17 protein-coding genes, 1 tRNA gene and 1 other RNA gene are annotated in these 16,949 nt (G+C 36.3%); 8 read left to right on the top strand and 11 right to left on the bottom strand.

The features are described 5' to 3' along the window. Nucleotides 1-111: 111 nt before the first annotated feature. An RNA gene (gene ffs / locus MY533_RS00160) (signal recognition particle sRNA large type) lies at nt 112-379 on the bottom strand. A gap of 492 nt (nt 380-871) precedes the next feature. Here ffs and MY533_RS00155 point away from each other — a divergent pair. The 4 genes from MY533_RS00155 to MY533_RS00140 all read left to right on the top strand — a co-directional run bounded on the left by MY533_RS00155 (nt 872) and on the right by MY533_RS00140 (nt 4,731). Beyond that, nucleotides 872-964 (top strand) — tRNA-Ser (locus MY533_RS00155). Between the two features lie 259 nt (nt 965-1,223). Beyond that, nucleotides 1,224-2,486: an ATP-binding protein gene (locus MY533_RS00150; protein ID WP_248717592.1), complete on the top strand. Its 1,263-nt coding sequence runs from the start codon at nt 1,224-1,226 to the stop codon at nt 2,484-2,486. After that, nucleotides 2,487-3,365 carry a response regulator gene (locus MY533_RS00145; RefSeq protein ID WP_142510997.1) on the top strand — a complete coding sequence of 293 codons (879 nt, stop codon included), beginning with the start codon at nt 2,487-2,489 and terminating at the stop codon, nt 3,363-3,365. 91 nt (nt 3,366-3,456) lie between these two features. Continuing rightward, nucleotides 3,457-4,731 carry a cation:dicarboxylate symporter family transporter gene (locus MY533_RS00140; RefSeq protein ID WP_132364648.1) on the top strand — a complete coding sequence of 425 codons (1,275 nt, stop codon included), beginning with the start codon at nt 3,457-3,459 and terminating at the stop codon, nt 4,729-4,731. A gap of 48 nt (nt 4,732-4,779) precedes the next feature. On the opposite strand, the gene MY533_RS00135 is transcribed toward MY533_RS00140, so the two are convergent. Next, complete coding sequence (locus MY533_RS00135) at nt 4,780-5,406, bottom strand: RraA family protein (RefSeq protein ID WP_248717591.1); 627 nt, start codon at nt 5,404-5,406, stop codon at nt 4,780-4,782. A 310-nt stretch (nt 5,407-5,716) separates the two neighbouring features. Between MY533_RS00135 and MY533_RS00130 the strand changes: the two genes are divergently transcribed. Together MY533_RS00130 and MY533_RS00125 are read left to right on the top strand one after the other, a co-directional pair. Further along, entirely contained in the window at nt 5,717-5,953 is a 237-nt protein-coding gene (locus tag MY533_RS00130) for a helix-turn-helix transcriptional regulator (protein ID WP_132364652.1), read from the top strand. Next, complete coding sequence (locus MY533_RS00125; RefSeq protein WP_248717590.1) at nt 5,946-6,275, top strand: 6-aminohexanoate hydrolase; 330 nt, start codon at nt 5,946-5,948, stop codon at nt 6,273-6,275. The genes MY533_RS00130 and MY533_RS00125 overlap by 8 nt, the downstream gene beginning before the upstream one ends. A 135-nt stretch (nt 6,276-6,410) precedes the next feature. Here MY533_RS00125 and MY533_RS00120 read toward each other — a convergent pair whose 3' ends face one another. The 9 genes from MY533_RS00120 to MY533_RS00080 form a co-directional block, all read right to left on the bottom strand. Continuing rightward, on the bottom strand, nt 6,411-6,938 hold the full coding sequence (locus tag MY533_RS00120) for an LOG family protein (protein ID WP_248717589.1): 528 nt from the start codon (nt 6,936-6,938) through the stop codon (nt 6,411-6,413). Between the two features lie 252 nt (nt 6,939-7,190). Further along, on the bottom strand, nt 7,191-7,859 hold the full coding sequence (locus MY533_RS00115; RefSeq protein WP_132364658.1) for a deoxynucleoside kinase: 669 nt from the start codon (nt 7,857-7,859) through the stop codon (nt 7,191-7,193). Next, nucleotides 7,856-8,494 carry a deoxynucleoside kinase gene (locus tag MY533_RS00110; RefSeq protein WP_248717588.1) on the bottom strand — a complete coding sequence of 213 codons (639 nt, stop codon included), beginning with the start codon at nt 8,492-8,494 and terminating at the stop codon, nt 7,856-7,858. Before MY533_RS00110 ends, MY533_RS00115 begins: the two co-directional genes overlap by 4 nt. Before the next feature lie 340 nt (nt 8,495-8,834). Next, on the bottom strand, nt 8,835-10,124 hold the full coding sequence (locus MY533_RS00105; protein WP_248717587.1) for an MFS transporter: 1,290 nt from the start codon (nt 10,122-10,124) through the stop codon (nt 8,835-8,837). A gap of 14 nt (nt 10,125-10,138) precedes the next feature. Beyond that, the gene (locus tag MY533_RS00100; protein WP_248719114.1) at nt 10,139-12,550 is read right to left on the bottom strand and encodes a heavy metal translocating P-type ATPase; all 2,412 of its coding nucleotides are present in this window, start codon (nt 12,548-12,550) and stop codon (nt 10,139-10,141) included. An 81-nt stretch (nt 12,551-12,631) separates the two neighbouring features. Further along, entirely contained in the window at nt 12,632-12,838 is a 207-nt protein-coding gene (gene copZ / locus MY533_RS00095) for a copper chaperone CopZ (protein WP_132364664.1), read from the bottom strand. A gap of 57 nt (nt 12,839-12,895) precedes the next feature. Next, complete coding sequence (locus tag MY533_RS00090; RefSeq protein WP_248717586.1) at nt 12,896-13,228, bottom strand: metal-sensitive transcriptional regulator; 333 nt, start codon at nt 13,226-13,228, stop codon at nt 12,896-12,898. Between the two features lie 77 nt (nt 13,229-13,305). Next, on the bottom strand, nt 13,306-14,259 hold the full coding sequence (locus tag MY533_RS00085) for a cation diffusion facilitator family transporter (protein ID WP_248717585.1): 954 nt from the start codon (nt 14,257-14,259) through the stop codon (nt 13,306-13,308). Nucleotides 14,260-14,278: 19 nt separating this feature from the next. Further along, nucleotides 14,279-14,614, bottom strand: coding sequence for an ArsR/SmtB family transcription factor (locus MY533_RS00080; RefSeq protein WP_132364668.1), 336 nt, complete (start codon nt 14,612-14,614; stop codon nt 14,279-14,281). Between the two features lie 153 nt (nt 14,615-14,767). Here MY533_RS00080 and tadA point away from each other — a divergent pair, with 153 nt between their 5' ends. Together tadA and MY533_RS00070 are read left to right on the top strand one after the other, a co-directional pair. Then, nucleotides 14,768-15,286, top strand: a complete 519-nt coding sequence (tadA, locus tag MY533_RS00075) for a tRNA adenosine(34) deaminase TadA (RefSeq protein ID WP_248717584.1) — start codon at nt 14,768-14,770, stop codon at nt 15,284-15,286. Nucleotides 15,287-15,573: 287 nt separating this feature from the next. Continuing rightward, complete coding sequence (locus MY533_RS00070; protein ID WP_248717583.1) at nt 15,574-16,713, top strand: SPFH domain-containing protein; 1,140 nt, start codon at nt 15,574-15,576, stop codon at nt 16,711-16,713. The last annotated feature ends 236 nt before the right edge of the window (nt 16,714-16,949 follow it).

The raw sequence follows: 16,949 nt of genomic DNA, 5'->3' as shown, positions 1-16,949 counted from the left end.
AATTTATAACTGTGTTGGTGATTAACCTTCCATCCCTAAAAATATTATAAAATCATAAAAAAAACGCATCCGCCTTTTATAGACGGATACGTTTGAATTGGCAATTTAATGCCGTGCACCTTTCTTCGACAGCCGCACATAAGCGTTACTCTTGTCGTTAGCTCAGATTAGGCAACCCCGCGGCACATGAATAAGACCACTTAATGCTGCTTCCTTCCGGACCTGACATGGTTCATGGGTATCCATTGCGCAGGACCCAATCGTCAACACTACGTGCAAAAGGCAGACCAAACAATACGGACAGCCTCTAAAAAGGAATTCAGTCTCGCTAGAGCGGATTGCGAGTTACAGGACACCGCTACCTTCCCACCTAGCACGGCAATAACTAGTATACTGACTGTTTTCATAAATTGCAACTTAATATGCATAATATTTGTTTGGAACATTCTGTCTGCATTGTAAATAAGAAATTATTAATCCATTATGTCTCGGCATAATTGTAGCTGTTTACCTTGCTTTCACGCCAATAAACAATGCCTCTAGAATTGGCTTTGTACTTAGATCTGCATGAGGGCCGACACGATGTCGGTCATTTCGATAATGCCATAGGACGTGGCCTTTTTATCGATCCAGATCAGTTAGCTTTATTTCACGGATGCGATAATTTAAGCTAATATCCTATAAGAACTACATTACGATTCTATGATAGCCATTGAAAAGTGACTTAGTACCGCATTCATTTCCCTTCTATAAAGTTGAGAGACTTCTGTACTAAAGAAAAAAGTAAAAAAAAAATAAAAAATCTGTTGACTTAAATTTTGAAATATGATAAATTAAATCTTGTCGATAAGACAACGTAACAAAATAATATGGAGGTATACCCAAGTCTGGCTGAAGGGATCGGTCTTGAAAACCGACAGGCGGGTAACACCGCGCGGGGGTTCGAATCCCTCTACCTCCTCCATTTTTAAAATACCGACTACGAATGTAGCCGTTTTTTTTTGCTTAAAAATTATATGTAACATTTATTAGATGCCACTTCCACTTAGGTTGTGGTATTTTTTTATTGTAAATTAAGATGTTATATCTGTGAAAAATCTATAGCATTATTTCTTTTCGCCCAACGCAATATGAAAAGTAGTGGTACAATTACATTTTATTTCAAACACGCAAACGAGCTTTTTAGCATAATGCTCGTTAATATTATTAGGGAGGATTTTTTTATGCACTCGAAGTTTTACATATCTCGTGCTTCCCTCACTTGGGTTTTAACAATCGCTCTGTTAACTGCTATAGGTAGTGAAATTAAAATAATGCCTTTCGCTGATACACCTTTTCGTTTCGGATTAGGAAGTATTATTTTCTTTTTGTGTACTCTACTAAGACCTACACCGATTATTTTTGCTGGATTTACAACGAGTATCGTGACAACCATTTTTCGAGTTATCATTAATTACACTTTACATGATGTTCCAGTAGTCGATAGTTTACTAATACATTTACCTGCCGCCGCCTTTTATATAATGTTTGCAGTATGCCTACAAATTCTAAGCATTCATCAATATAGAGAAAAACCACTATTGCTTGGATTGCTAGTTGCATTTAGTGAAGTATTCAGTAATTTAGTGGAACAACTATTTCGTTTTTTTATAAATTCTTATACGTTTTTATTCCTACATGATTTACTTATATTATTAGCAGTTGCTTTATTACGTAGCTTTTTTGTTGTTGGTATTTATAGTTCTATTTTAATTGCTGAGCAAAAAAAACGTGTTCAGGAAATGCTTACGGTCGGCTCAGATTTATATGTTGAGGCACTTTATTTAAAAAAATCGATGAACGATATAGAAGCCATAACAATCAATGGGTTTGAATTATATCGACAATTAAAATCGCTAGGTTATCGTGCAGAAAGTTTACAGGCACTTCATATTGCCCAGGAAATTCATGAAGTGAAGAAGGATTCACAACGCATTTATGCAGGTATTTCTAAAATTGTTGGTGAAAAGAGCTTTGGCTCCCTTAGATTGTCAGAATTATTACATTATATCGAAGACGGGAACAGTAAGTACGCTAATTATCTCGGGAAAGAAATTGAATTTACATTAACTATTGAAATCGATTTTCAAACGAAGGAACATATTGCATTGCTTGCACTTTTGAATAATTTAACAGCTAATGCTATAGAAGCAATTGAAAATCAAGGTATCATTTCTATTGCCATTCAACAGCAACAGGATGATACTGTAATAACAGTATGTGATAACGGGAAGGGCATTCCACAAAGTAATCTCTCTATTATTTTTGAACCTGGATACACTACAAAATACAATGTAGACGGTGTTGCAGCAACAGGTATTGGTCTTTCACATGTTGCTGAATTAGTAAATAAATTAAATGGCTCAATAACCGTTGAATCAAATACTCAAAACACGATGTTTAAAATTACAGTTCCTACGCAAACTATTCAAACGGGAGAGACTTAAATGAGGTATTTTATTGTAGATGATGATCGCGCAAGTCGGGTCATGTTAAAACAAATTATTGAAGATAGTGGCTTAGGCACAGTTATTGGTGAAGCACGTAATGGTGAGGACGCCATTCCACAAATTTTAATGACACAACCTGAATTTGTGTTGATTGATTTACTCATGCCCAAGCTTGATGGAATAGCAACAGTCGAACACCTTATTCAAAATCGTTTTGAAGGACAATTTGTCATGATTTCTCAAGTTGTGAATAAGGAAATGGTTGGTGAAGCGTATAAGCAAGGTATAGATTTCTTTATTCATAAACCGATAAACCGTATTGAGGTTGAAAATGTTTTACGTAAAACAACTGAACAATTTCGCCTAAAAAATTCATTGCTTATTATTCGCCAATCCCTTACAAATATTGATCTAAGTGAACAAATAAATCATAAAGCAACGTCACGCGATCATATCCAATCTATTTTAAATGATATGGGTATCGTTGGTGAGATTGGAAGCGAAGATATTATAGCTATCATTGAAACATTACTTGCGCATCAGCACAAAATTGCACCACTTCCACCATTAAAGGAGCTTTATGAGGAGGTTGCAGTTGTCACAAAGGCTACACCAGATGAAATTTTGAAGGAAAGTAAAGCCATTGAACAGCGGGTGCGCCGTACTATATTAGCAGCGATGATAAATCTCGCCAATTTAGGTGTCGTAGATTATACCAACTCCGAATTTGAATATTATGCACCTCGATACTTTGACTTTAAAGAAATTCGTCATCTGATGACGCAGATAGAAGATCACGGAAATCGTAAAGCAAAGGTTAATATTAAGAAGTTTATTCAGGTGTTATATTCAGACATTTTAACTAAAGTAAATTAATTTTCTCGGATTTTGTCGGATTTCATAAGTCCTCCGTATTATTAAAGTAAGGCAAGTCCTAAAAATTTTAATATTAGGAGGTACTAAGGTTTTGAAGAAGAAATTTAGAATCAGTTTAGCCACTCAAATTTTAGTCGGTTTGATTTTAGGGATTATTATTGGTGGTATCTTTTACGGAAACCCCAAAATTGAAACATATCTACAACCTTTAGGTGATATTTTCCTTCATCTAATTAAAATGATTGTTGTACCGATTATTATTTCAACTTTAATCGTTGGTGTTGCTGGTACTGGAGATATGAAACAGCTTGGACGATTAGGCGGAAAATCGCTTATTTACTTCGAGATTATTACAACAGTAGCAATTGTCATTGGTTTACTTTCCGCAAACTTATTCCAACCAGGCGCGGGTATAAACATGAACGAGCTCTCTCAAGGAGATATTTCAAAATACGTTGCCACTACAGAAGAAGTACAGCATGAAGGACCATTTGATATTATTGTAGGCATTGTACCAACAAATATCGTTCAGGCAATGTCTGAAGGTAATATGCTTGCGATCATCTTCTTCTCAGTTATTTTTGGTTTAGGGGTTGCTGCCATTGGCGAACGAGGAAGACCAGTATTAGACTTCTTCCAAGGGGTAGCAGATACGATGTTCTGGGTAACTAACCTCGTAATGAAATTCGCTCCAATTGGGGTATTTGGTTTAATCGGTGTAACCGTTTCCAAATATGGATTCGCTTCCCTAATACCACTTGGTAAACTCGCTATACTTGTTTATGCAACAATGCTATTCTTTATCTTTGTCGTTCTTGGTCTTGTGGCCAAATTTACAGGTATCAGTATCTTCTTCTTAATTAAAGTACTAAAAGATGAGCTGATTTTAGCGTTCTCAACAGCAAGTTCTGAAGCTGTATTACCGCGAATTATGATGAAAATGGAGAAACTAGGTGCTCCTAAGGATATCGTATCCTTTGTTATTCCAACCGGTTACTCCTTTAACTTAGATGGTTCTACACTGTACCAAGCTATTGCTGCATTATTTATTGCTCAAATGTACGGTATTCACCTAAGCATTGGTGAACAAATTACGTTAATGCTTGTATTAATGGTTACATCTAAAGGGATTGCAGGTGTTCCAGGAGTATCATTCGTTGTGCTTCTAGCAACTTTAGGTACTGTCGGCATTCCAATTGAAGGTTTAGCATTTATCGCAGGTATCGATCGTATTCTCGATATGGGACGTACAGTCGTTAACGTAATTGGTAACTCACTTGCATCTTTAGTTATGGCGAAATGGGAAGGCCGTTTCGATTCAGAGAAAATGAAAAATTACTTTAATGAAAATAAAAATTTAGCATAAAAATTAAAAAAATCCTCACGATGTATGGATGGCATCGTGAGGGTTTTTTTATTTTTGATCACTTAATACTTTATCTAAATAGTTAATAATAGATTCTTTTCCATTTGCAAGTGCCTCTTGAGCACGTACGTCATCTTTTTCAAGCTTTACCTCAGCGGCTGCCACAATACGCTCTGCATCTTCCTGTGGCACGACAACGACACCGTCCACATCCCCGATAATATAATCACCAGGGCGAACAGAAACGCCTCCAATAGCAATAGGAACATTTACTTGGCCACCGCCGTTTTTATTGCCAGCTGCTACCGTTGTGCCCAGTGAAAATACAGGAAAGTCTAGTTCACGAATAGCTGCCATATCACGAATAACACCATCAACGACAAAGCCCTGAACACCTATACCCTTCGCTAATGAAAGGACAAAATCACCAGCAACTGCACGATTGGTATTCCCTTTAGCGTCAATTACTAAAATATCCCCTTCTTGAGCAGCTCGAATGGCTTCCAATACTGCACCATTTTCGCCATCTGGTAAGCGTACTGTTACCGCACTGCCAGCTATTTTATAATGATCTGCTAACGGTTTAATATCACTGCGTAAATTCGTATGTCCTCCTGTCGCATCTGAAACTGCAGTCGTTGGCAAATGCTTAAAACTTACTTCCACCTTTGTCATCTATAACACCCCTATTATGATTTACGAAAGCTTTACACAATTATTGTAAATAAAACTCATCTACTATTTCAATATATTTCAGAAAATTACGTAATTTATGTTGCTACTAGCATTAATAATTGTTAAAAAGATCAATAGTTTTTGATTAAAAATACTTTTGCCTACAGGAGAAAATTGTATAAATGTATTTATAGTAAGGTACATATAAACTTACTTTTATATAAAAATAAATATATTAAGTATAAGTTTACTTTACTTTTATTAAATTATAAGTTATGGTGTTTACATCAGCAAATAGGAGGCGATCGTTTTGAAAGGAGAATTTGGTGATTCTATTAAAAATAAGGTGTATGAACATAGGGTTTTAAGAAGAATGTCACAAAAGGAGTTAGCTGACGCTGTTGGAGTTTCTAAGCAAACTATCTTTGTAATGGAAAAGAATAATTATTCCCCCTCACTAGTGTTAGCATATCGAATAGCCAACTTTTTTGAGGTTGATATAAATGAAATATTCTCTTATGTACGAAAGGAAGATAATAATGATTGATTTATTAAACAATTGGATGTTAGAAAGTACTAATAATTTTAATATTGTTGTAGGCATTACAGCAATTCTATTACTAGGTTCTATAGTTATACTTTTCATCTTCAGTAGAAAAATTGGACAACCCGATGAAAGAACGAATGCTATTTATCTTAAAATCATTTCATGTATGTTTACTACCCAAATTTTTATGAATGCTATTTTTATTTCATTAGTTGATAGTAATATCGAATACTTCCGTCAGTTCTTTCTACTATTTCAAGGGATTGTATTTTTAATTGGGGCAATTTACGCAATTAGATTATATAGAAAAGAAATTAAATAATCTTACATAGAAAAGAATCCATTTTGATCAACCTTTTTCAAAATGGATTCTTTTATTTTAAAGTAGCACTTTTTCATGACCCTAAAGAGAGGAAAAGTGAAGCTATAAAAAACGTGGCATGAAGACGGCAAAAAATTACCCATGTTTTTTCAATAAATGTAATACTTCTTCCGATGTAGCAGCTACATGAATAAGTGACTTCTGTTCAGTTCGTATAAAACCTTCCTCCAGCATTTTCTGAAGTTGTTGTAAAAGCGCATCATAAAAATGATTTATATTATATAAAATTACAGGTTTTTCATGTAGTCCGATTTGAGCCCATGTAAACACTTCAAAATATTCATCCATTGTCCCTCCACCACCTGGTAAAGCTATAAAAGCATCTGCTAACTCTACCATTTTGGCTTTACGTACATGCATTGACTCAACAAAATGAAGCTCTGTTAACGAGGCATGTGCTATTTCCCGCTGCTGTAAATGAGTTGGCATCACGCCAATAACCTCTCCTCCAGCCTCTAATACTGCATCTGCAACTTTGCCCATCAGTCCTGTTTTCGAACCACCATAAACGACACCATGACCATTTCGAGCTAATACAGTCCCTAATTCGGCTGCTTTCTCTGCATAAATTGGGTTTAAGCCTAAGCCAGAACCACAATACACCGCTATTCTTATAACAATCCCTCCTACTCAAAAGACGTGACACAATAGGTTACATATTGTCTCACGTCTTTTGATCATTTATTTTCTGCAATTACTTTTTTCTGCACATAGCTGCGCATTCGGTCATAAAATTTAGCATAGTCCATTTCCTATTTACGTAAATGACTTGTTTGTGCCTGTCGCTTCGCTTTCGGCCAGAACCCCAATAGTTATCTTCCTAATATTTTTGAATGATTAGCTTTATCTAACCTTCTATTTACGTAAATGACTTGTTTGTTTTAGCATATGACTGATGCGGCTCACAATTGATTCAATTGCTTCAGGATTTTTTAATAAATCATAATCATTAATATCCAAACGAAGAACTGGGCATGCATTAAAATTATTGATCCAGTTCTCATAGCGGTCATGCATTTCAATCCAATAATCATTCGGTGTTTGTTGCTCCATTGTACGTCCACGCTCTTGAATACGACCAATGACAGCATCAATTGGCCCCTCTAGATAAACAAGTAAATCTGGATGTGGGAAATACGGTGTCATCACCATCGCATCAAATAGATTTGTATACGTCTCGTAATCTGTTGGGCTCATTGTACCTTTGTCATAGTGCATCTTAGCAAAAATTCCAGTATCTTCGTAGATAGAGCGATCTTGAATAAATCCGCCGCCATATTCAAAGATTCGCTTCTGCTCCTTAAAACGCTCCGCTAAAAAATAGACCTGTAAATGGAAGCTCCATTTTTCAAAGTCCTCATAAAATTTATCTAAATATGGATTAGTATCCACCTTTTCAAATGAAGTACGGAAATTTAACGCTTCTGCCAACGCCTTTGTCATTGTTGACTTCCCTACACCAACCGTACCAGCGATTGTAATGACCGTTTGTGGAGGAATACCATATTTCTCTCTCAAATTCATTGTTGCAAGCTCCTTTGTTGTAACGTATCCTTTATTGTTTGTAAAACATATTTCAAATCATTTGGATTTTTTACGAAATCAAGCTGATCGCCATTAAATCGAATAACAGGAATATCTGGATGCATATTCTCAAAATGCTCGATAAAGGAATGATAATCTGCCACCAGTTGCTCCATGTAATCCCGTGAAATCATTTTTTCAAATTCACGACCACGCATCGCAATACGTTTCATCAATGTATCAACACTAGCATGTAAATAAACAACTACATTCGGTACAGGCATATCTTTCGTTAATATTTTATAAATTTCCTCGTATTTATCATACTCTGCTGGCGCCAATGTACGCTTGGCAAATATTAAATTTTTAAAAATATGGTAGTCCGCTACAACAGGTTGATCTTCTGTTAAACGGAAATTTTTTATATCCGATAATTGTTTGTAGCGATTACATAGGAAGAACATTTCCGTTTGGAAGCTCCATTCCTCTATGTTTTCATAAAACTTATTTAAAAAAGGGTTTTCGTCTACTATTTCTTTTAATAGATGGTAATTAAATGTCGCCGCAATCTCTTTAGATAAAGAGGTTTTACCAACACCAATCGGACCTTCTACTGTAACAAATGGAACCGTCACTAGAAGCTCCTCCTTTTGTTCTATGGATTCTATCGTCATTTAGCCTGCCTTGAGGCTTTCATTATTTTAAAAATGAATCAGTGTTTTTCATTGTATCATAGTGAGAAAATGAAAAACAGAATCAAACAATTTTTCTATTATGACAGATGATAAAAAACGACAAAAAATAGAGACTAGGACAAACTAAATGGTTCCTTCGTAAGGCCGAATAATCTCTAATTAAATAGAAAAACCGAACTATGAAACACTTCCTGGGCGTTTCATAGTTCGGTATTTTTGTTGACTGAAACGCTTTTGTCTCAGCTTTATATTTCCTATGCATTTTAAAGACATAGGAAATTCAATTAAATTCGCTTTTAGATTTATATTTCGTCCATACAACTACTGGTACTAAAAGTAACGCTAAATACATCCCGATAAAGCCTAAAATTGCATAGCTTGTGTACGCTACGACAATTCCTGATAATAGACTACCCGCTGAGCCACCGAGAGCAACCCAGACATCTACCGAGCCTTGTGTCTTTGCGCGACTATGAATTGTCGTTGAATCAATAATAATTGCTGTACCACTAATCAACCCAAAATTCCAACCTAAACCTAGTAATATGAGGGCAACCGTTAGCCAAAGTAAAGAATCACCTGGGGCAAATGCTGCGACTAAGCCTGCCGCTGCTAAAATAAACCCTGAGGCAATGACGATAAAAGTTCGGCCAACTTTATCAACGAGTAGACCTGTTCCAAGGGATGGTAAATACATCGCTGCGACATGCAATCCTATAACCATTCCAATAGCACTTAAACCGTTTCCATGTCCCTGCATATGGATAGGCGTCATTGTCATAATAGCCACCATAATAACATGAGATAAAACTAATACAAGCGCTCCTATGAAAACTCCAATGCGATTTACACGACTATTTGTTGTAGTAGACGTTTCAGCTATTTTACTTTGTTGCTTATATTGCTCGGCAGCAATGGCTTTTGCAATTAATAATGGATCTGGACGAAGAAAAATAAATAACGTAAAGCCTGCTAAAATATACGCAACAGCAGCTAAAATAAATGGGCCTACTAATGCAGGCATATTGAGTGCTTTTGCAACTTCCCCCATAGGTGTAACTAAATTAGGGCCTGCCACAGCTCCGAACGTTGTAGCTACCATCGCTATACTTGTAGCTGTTGCACGTTGTTTTTCATTTGCCAAGTCTGTTCCCGCATAACGTGCTTGTAAATTTGTAGACGTTCCAGCTCCATATACAAATAAAGCTAAAAATAATAACACAATACTGTTAATATTAGCTGCAATAATAACACCGATTGCACCGATACCACCTGCTATAAATCCAAACGATAAACCATAGCGTCTACCTAAGCGCTGTGAAAGCTGGCCGACAATGAAAGCTGATAATGCAGAGCCAAGGGTAAATAGTGTAGCAGGTAAACCTGCAAAGCTTTCAGTTCCTAACATATCTTTTGCTAGCAATGCTCCTACCGTAATACCTGCTGCCAACCCTGCCCCACCAAATATTTGCGACATTAGAATGATTAAGAGAGTGCGCTTATATAACTTTTGTTGCGCATTTGTTGAATGGACATAATGCTCCGTAGCTACTGACAATTTATTAACCATAACAATCCCCTTATTTATAATTTAACTCTCTGCAAACGCAGTGCGTTTAACACGACAGATACAGAGCTAAAGGCCATCGCTGCACCTGCTACCCACGGAGCTAGTAAACCGATTGCGGCAATTGGAATACCTAATGTGTTGTAAGCAAATGCCCAGAATAAGTTTTGTTTAATGTTGCGCATTGTTTTACGACTCATAATGATAGCATCTGCAATACTGTTTAAATCGCCGCGAATCAGAGTAATATCCGCTGCTTCCATAGCAACATCTGTACCGGTACCAATCGCCATCCCAATAGTAGCTGTCGCAAGTGCCGGGGCATCATTAATGCCATCACCAACCATCGCTACTTTTTTACCTGTAGCTTGCAGTTTTTTCACTTCATTCGCTTTGCCTTCCGGGAGTACTTCGGCAATCACATGATCTACACCAACTTCTGCTCCAATTGCTTGTGCTGTACGTTCATTATCACCAGTCATCATAATGACAGTAATGCCCATCTTTTGTAGACGACTTACCGCTTCTTTGGAAGTATCTTTCACTGTATCAGCAACTGCTACTAGACCAGCATACTGACCGTTAATGGCAGCTAGCATTGCCGTTTTACCGTTTTTCTCTAATTGCTCCATTGATGGTAGAATGGCATCTATATGAATACCGTATTGTTGCATCAATTTACGTGTACCGATAATAACGCCTTGACCAGAGACTGTCGCTTGCACACCGTAACCCGGTATTGCTTCAAAGAATTGAACATCTCCTAGGTTAATACCGCGATCAACAATCCCTTGAACAATTGCTTCTGCTAACGGATGCTCTGATTGCTTCTCTGCTGCACCAATCAACGATAAAAAGCGTGTTTCATCTTGATTTGCTGCTAGTATAACTTCCGTTAATACAGGCTTGCCGTGTGTCACTGTACCTGTTTTATCAACAACTACTGTATCGATGCTTTGTGTCTGCTCTAAATGTTCTCCACCTTTAAATAAAATACCAAATTCCGCTGCACGACCGGAGCCCGCCATAATAGATGTTGGCGTTGCTAATCCAAGTGCGCATGGACAAGCGATTACGAGAACTGCAATTAACACTTCAAGTGCAGGCGTAAATTCACCAGGTCGCACCCAAATAATCCAAATTAAAAACGTGACAAGCGCAATGCCAACAACGATTGGTACAAAAATACCTGAAATTTGATCTGCTAAGCGCTGGATTGGCGCTTTGGAGCCTTGGGCATCTTCTACAACTTTAATAATTTGTGCTAAGGCTGTATCACGACCGACTTTAGTCGCCGTCATTTTAATGAAGCCATTTTTATTTATAGTAGAACCAAATAATAGGTCACCTTGCTTTTTATCAACGGGTAAACTTTCCCCTGTTAGCATTGATTCATCTACAGCTGTTGTTCCTTCTAACACCTTACCATCAACAGGAATTTTTTCACCAGGCTTCACTAAAATAATGTCGCCAATAACTACTTCTTCTAACGAAACTTCTTTCTCTACACCGTCACGAACAACGATGGCCGTTTTTGCCTGAAGGCCCATTAATTTTTTGATTGCTTCAGATGAACGACCCTTTGCTTTTGCCTCAAATAATTTACCTAATAAAATTAAAGTAATTAATACGGCACTCGTTTCAAAATATAAGTGGGGGGCATGATGTGACCCCGCAGTAATAATCGCTTGATATACGCTATAAAAATACGCCGCAGATGTTCCCATTACGACAAGTACATCCATATTTGCACTACCATTGCGTAAAGCTTTGTAGGCTCCTACGTAAAATTGTTTCCCAATCATAAATTGAACAGGCGTAGCCAACGCCATTTGCACCCATGGATTCATTAAAAATTCAGGAACATATAAAAATGATGTAAATGAAAAATGTCCTACCATCGTCCACAGTAATGGTAATGAAAGAATGGCCGATAAAATAAATTTTTTCTGCTGTTGTTTAATGGCCAGCTCACGATGATCCACCGTTTCTTGCTCATCTGCCTTTTGATGAGCCTCATATCCTAATTTCTCAACCTTTGCAATAATGTCTGCAATCGTCACTTCAGATGGGTTAAATTCAATAGTTGCTTTTTCAAGTGCTAAGTTTACGTTCGCAGAGGATACACCTGCTAGTTTATTTAAACCCTTCTCTATCCGTGTTGCGCAGGCCGCACATGTCATACCTGTAATAGCGAATTCTGTTTTTTGTTTCACGACACCATAACCAAGTGCTTCAATTTTCTTTTCAAAATCTTCTTCGTTTAATTTTGTCGGATCATATTTAATGGATGATTTTTCAAGAGCTAAATTAACTGTCGCTTGTTCTACACCATCCATTTTATTTAAACCTTTTTCTATACGAGTAGCACAGGCTGCACATGTCATACCTGTAATTTGCAAATTTGCTTCTTTTATTTCCGAACTCATCATCATTTCTCCTCTCCATATACCAACAGGGGGTATATTTATTTGAAAATAAGAGAGTGCTACAAGAGCACCCTATTTATATTATTTAACGTCATAGCCTTGATCATCGATCGTTTCTTTAATTTGGTCTAGAGATACTTGTGATTCGTCAAATGCTACATCTACTAAACCTTCAGCTAAGTTTACTTTTACTTGTTCAACGCCAGTTAAAGCGCCAACACTTTTTTCTACTGAGTTTACACAATGGCCACATGACATTCCTTGTACGTTTAAAGTTACGTTTTGCATAAATATCTCTCCTTTAATGTGTTAAGTACTGTATAGGGGTATATATTTCTTAAAAATTTACTTTTTCATTAACTTTTGAATAGTCACTACTAATTCATCTAACACTGCATCATCACCTTCTGATAGGCGATCTACTACACATCCCTTTAAATGACCTTCTAATAATATCTTTGCAACACTATTTAATGCAGACTGTGTGGCAGACAGTTGCGTAATGATATCATCACAGTAAACGTCTTTGTCAATCATCCCTTTAATACCTCGGATTTGACCTTCAATGCGATTTAAACGAGTCGTTAAATCTTTTTTAACGCGTTCAGGATGATGACTTTTTCGGCACGAAGTACCTTCCTCTGTATGGTAAGCATCTTCTTTCACTTTATCCTCCATATAATACACCTCCTACCTTACAATTCCATATTACCATACCTACGAAGGGTATGTAAAGCTGAAAATTTTTAATTTTTTTAATGATGATGGTGATCATTCGACTGCTCATTTTTTATTGTACATAAAATGGAGTTATCATGTTTATGTGCTACTGTTTCCAATTGAATCGTTACGTGCTTTATGCCCTTATGCTCAAGATTATGTTCAATTTCTCGTAATATATGCTCACTATCCGCAATTTTTAGCTGGCCTTCCACAACTGCATGACAAGAAAGTGCATTTGTTCCGCTTGTTATTGTCCAAATGTGTAAATCGTGAATGCTATGCACACCATCTGTTTGTACAATAGTTTGTATAATTTCTTCAGCGTCTACGTTTGAAGGCGTTCCTTCCAAAAGGACGTGAACTGCAGCATTTGTTACATAGTAGCCGCTTCTCAATACTAATGCTGCAACAATAACACTCGCAAGTGGATCAGCCCAGCCCCAACCAAAAAACATGATTAATAATGCGGCTACGATGGCCCCTACAGATCCAATCATATCGCTTAATACGTGTAAGAAAGCACCACGCATATTTAAATTATCTTTTGTATCACTGCCACGCATCATAATCCAAGCGACTAAAATATTGATCAAAAGACCGATTGTACTAATAATCAACATCCCTGTAGTTGCCACTTCCGGTGGATTGGCAAAACGTTTGATTGCTTCATAGAAAATGAATAAAGCAATCAAAATTAATGTCACACCGTTTAATACTGCTGCTAAAATTTCAAATCGTTTATAGCCGTATGTTTTACTATAGCTTGCTGCCTTTTCTCCCAATATAAAGGCAAGTAAGGCTATTGCTAATGATATGGAATCACTTAACATATGACCTGCATCAGATAAAAGAGCCAAACTATTTGTTAAATAGCCCCCAAACGCTTCAATAATCATATAACTCGTAATAATAATAAATGATACGATTAAAACCTTTTTGTTTGCACCATGTGTATGATCATGGCTGTGATCATGATTGTGTCCCATGTTTTATCCCCCATTTTATCTAGTTATGTGTAGCATGCTCAATAGCTTGCATCAACAAATTCATAATGTGATCATCATCTGTTGAATAATATAAAGTTGTACCTTCTCTTCTGTATTTCACTAACCGTAAATTTTTCAAAAAACGTAATTGATGCGAAACTGTTGATTGACCTAAATCTAAAACCTCAGCAATGTCGTTAACTGAATGTTCATCCGTACATAATAAATTTAAAATACGAATTCTTGTCGGATCACTTAATGCTTTAAATGTTTGAGACACGACAAATAGTGTTTCTTCGTCTAAATGTTGCTCTTTGTTATCCTGAACCTCTGTATTTTGTAATTTTTCATCCATTTAGTTTACTCCTAACCTTTTTATATTCATATATGAACATGTGTTCATATATGAATATAAATGTTTGTTTTGGAAATGTCAACGTTTTACCTTCACGTCATAGTAGCAATTGTCAATTAAGCAAGATACACTTAGTGATAAGGAGAGATTATAGTGGATATTTTTGAAACAGACCGATTGTTTATGAACAGTGCACTAGAAGAAGCTAAGAAAGCAGCTTTACTTGGAGAAGTGCCAATAGGAGCTGTGCTTGTCTATGATGGGGAGATTATTGCACGCGCTCATAATTTACGAGAAACAACACAAAATGCAACGACGCATGCTGAATTAATGATTATTCAAGATGCTTGTAAAAAAATAGGTAGCTGGCGTCTTGAAAAAACAACACTCTATGTGACACTTGAACCTTGCCCTATGTGTGCAGGTGCCATTTTGCAATCTCGTGTGCCGCGTGTCGTATATGGTGCAAGGGATATAAAAGCAGGCTGTGTAGATTCACTCTATCGATTATTAAACGATGCACGCTTTAACCATGAATGCGAGGTAACAGAAGGAATTTTAGCGGAGGAATGCGGACAAATCTTAACCGATTTTTTCCGAGCATTACGTGAACGAAAAAAAGCGGAGAAAAAAGCACGACAAGCTTTAGTGGTTGAAAATGAAAAGTTTTAAACTTCACATAAAAAAGAAGGTGTCTCAGATGGAGGCACCTTCTTTTTTATGATTAGGGGAAGCTTATATATGGAAATATGTCGTAATAGCGACAACATATTCATAACAATAATATTTTTAAATACGCAATCTAAAAAATGAAAAATGCGATATGGCAAGTACATTACTGGCTAATCTAAAGAAAAATTTCAATATACATAAACCATTGACATGCATAAACTGAAAAGGGAAAATATAACTAGTAATAATTTTATTTAAAAGGTAATTAATAGGGAGGTAATATTTTAATGCCTATTTTGGATAGAGTGAAGTTCGATGGTTTACGCTCGCGCGATTGGTTAATCTACAAGCATCCGAATGAAAAGCTAGTGTTAGGCACTACACTTATCGTCAACGAAGGGCAAGTCGCCATATTTGTAAAGGGTGGGCAAATATGTGATGTATTTAATTCAGGCACACATGTTTTATCAACCAATAACTTACCATTACTTCACCATGTTGTGAATTTTGCTTATGGAGGGGATACACCTTTTTCAGCAGAAATCTACTTTATAAATCTAACAGTAAAATTAGATTTATATTGGGGAACCTCTGATCCTATTCAACTAATTGATCCAAAATACTTTGTAAAATTACGTATACGAGCATTTGGACAATTGGCTCTCCGCCTTGATGACTATTTATTATTCTTTACAGAAGTTATAGGCTCTATGAACAAAGATGATATTGTTAGTTTCGAAAAAGTACAAGATTACTTTAAAGGTTCTCTTATTACATCCATAAAAACTGAACTTGCAAATAAAATTATTAATGAGAAAATCTCTGCACTAGAAATAACAACAGAGCTTCATAATATTTCAAATAGTTTAAAAGAAAAAATATCTGAAGAATTCAATGCGTATGGTTTTATAATGGCCCATTTCCATATTCAATCAATTAATTTCCCAGAAGAAGATTTCAATAAAATAAATGAAATTTTACAAGATAAAGCTAAATTCGAAATTATGGGTGACAATCGTTATGTAACACAACGTAGCTTTGATATATATGAATCTGCTGCATCAAATGACAATGGAGTAGCTGGATTATTTGCTACAAGTGGAGTTGGCTTAGGCGTAGGGCAAGGTATGGTGACTATGATGAATCAACAAGTACAACAGCCTAGCAATAATGTTACACATAAAATATGTCCTTCTTGCCATGGTAATATCGTATCTACTAGTAAGTTTTGCAACTTATGTGGTGAAAATTTAACGCTAAAGGTCATTACATGTCATTCTTGTCAGAGTGAAAACGAGGAATCATCAAAATTCTGTTCTTCTTGTGGAACTAGTTTACACAAGCCTGTTTGTTCATGTGGACAAGAACTAGATGTTACTTCGAAATTTTGTAATAACTGTGGTACTCCAGTCGAATCAATTCAATAGATAATCATAACAATGTAGTTAAAAACAATACATCGGAAAATGTAAATTAAACAAGTATCATTGATTAGGAGATATTGACATGAAAAATATCGAATGTCCACAATGTGGAGCAGCGGCTGATGTTACATTAGCTCAATGTAAATATTGTGGTGAAAAATTCAATTTCCAAAAAGAACAGCAAATTGTGCATCAACCGGTTTATCAACAGCAATCACAGCCTGTATATCAAACGCAGC

This window comes from Lysinibacillus sp. Ag94, assembly GCF_023242215.1.
GTDB lineage: Bacteria > Bacillota > Bacilli > Bacillales_A > Planococcaceae > Lysinibacillus.
The sequence above is the reverse complement of the archived record's forward strand: the minus strand, read 5'-3'. Positions and strand labels throughout refer to the sequence as shown.

Bases quoted from the DNA above. Each gene is read 5' to 3' on its own strand.
- MY533_RS00085 (WP_248717585.1), bottom strand. From the start codon at position 14,259: ATGGGACACAATCATGATCACAGCCATGATCATACACATGGTGCAAAC.
- MY533_RS00135 (WP_248717591.1), bottom strand. From the start codon at position 5,406: ATGACAAAGGTGGAAGTAAGTTTTAAGCATTTGCCAACGACTGCAGTT.
- MY533_RS00125 (WP_248717590.1), top strand. From the start codon at position 5,946: ATGATTGATTTATTAAACAATTGGATGTTAGAAAGTACTAATAATTTT.
- MY533_RS00090 (WP_248717586.1), bottom strand. From the start codon at position 13,228: ATGGAGGATAAAGTGAAAGAAGATGCTTACCATACAGAGGAAGGTACT.
- MY533_RS00150 (WP_248717592.1), top strand. From the start codon at position 1,224: ATGCACTCGAAGTTTTACATATCTCGTGCTTCCCTCACTTGGGTTTTA.
- MY533_RS00115 (WP_132364658.1), bottom strand. From the start codon at position 7,859: ATGAATTTGAGAGAGAAATATGGTATTCCTCCACAAACGGTCATTACA.
- MY533_RS00100 (WP_248719114.1), bottom strand. From the start codon at position 12,550: ATGAGTTCGGAAATAAAAGAAGCAAATTTGCAAATTACAGGTATGACA.
- MY533_RS00145 (WP_142510997.1), top strand. From the start codon at position 2,487: ATGAGGTATTTTATTGTAGATGATGATCGCGCAAGTCGGGTCATGTTA.
- MY533_RS00070 (WP_248717583.1), top strand. From the start codon at position 15,574: ATGCCTATTTTGGATAGAGTGAAGTTCGATGGTTTACGCTCGCGCGAT.
- MY533_RS00080 (WP_132364668.1), bottom strand. From the start codon at position 14,614: ATGGATGAAAAATTACAAAATACAGAGGTTCAGGATAACAAAGAGCAA.
- MY533_RS00105 (WP_248717587.1), bottom strand. From the start codon at position 10,124: ATGGTTAATAAATTGTCAGTAGCTACGGAGCATTATGTCCATTCAACA.
- copZ (WP_132364664.1), bottom strand. From the start codon at position 12,838: ATGCAAAACGTAACTTTAAACGTACAAGGAATGTCATGTGGCCATTGT.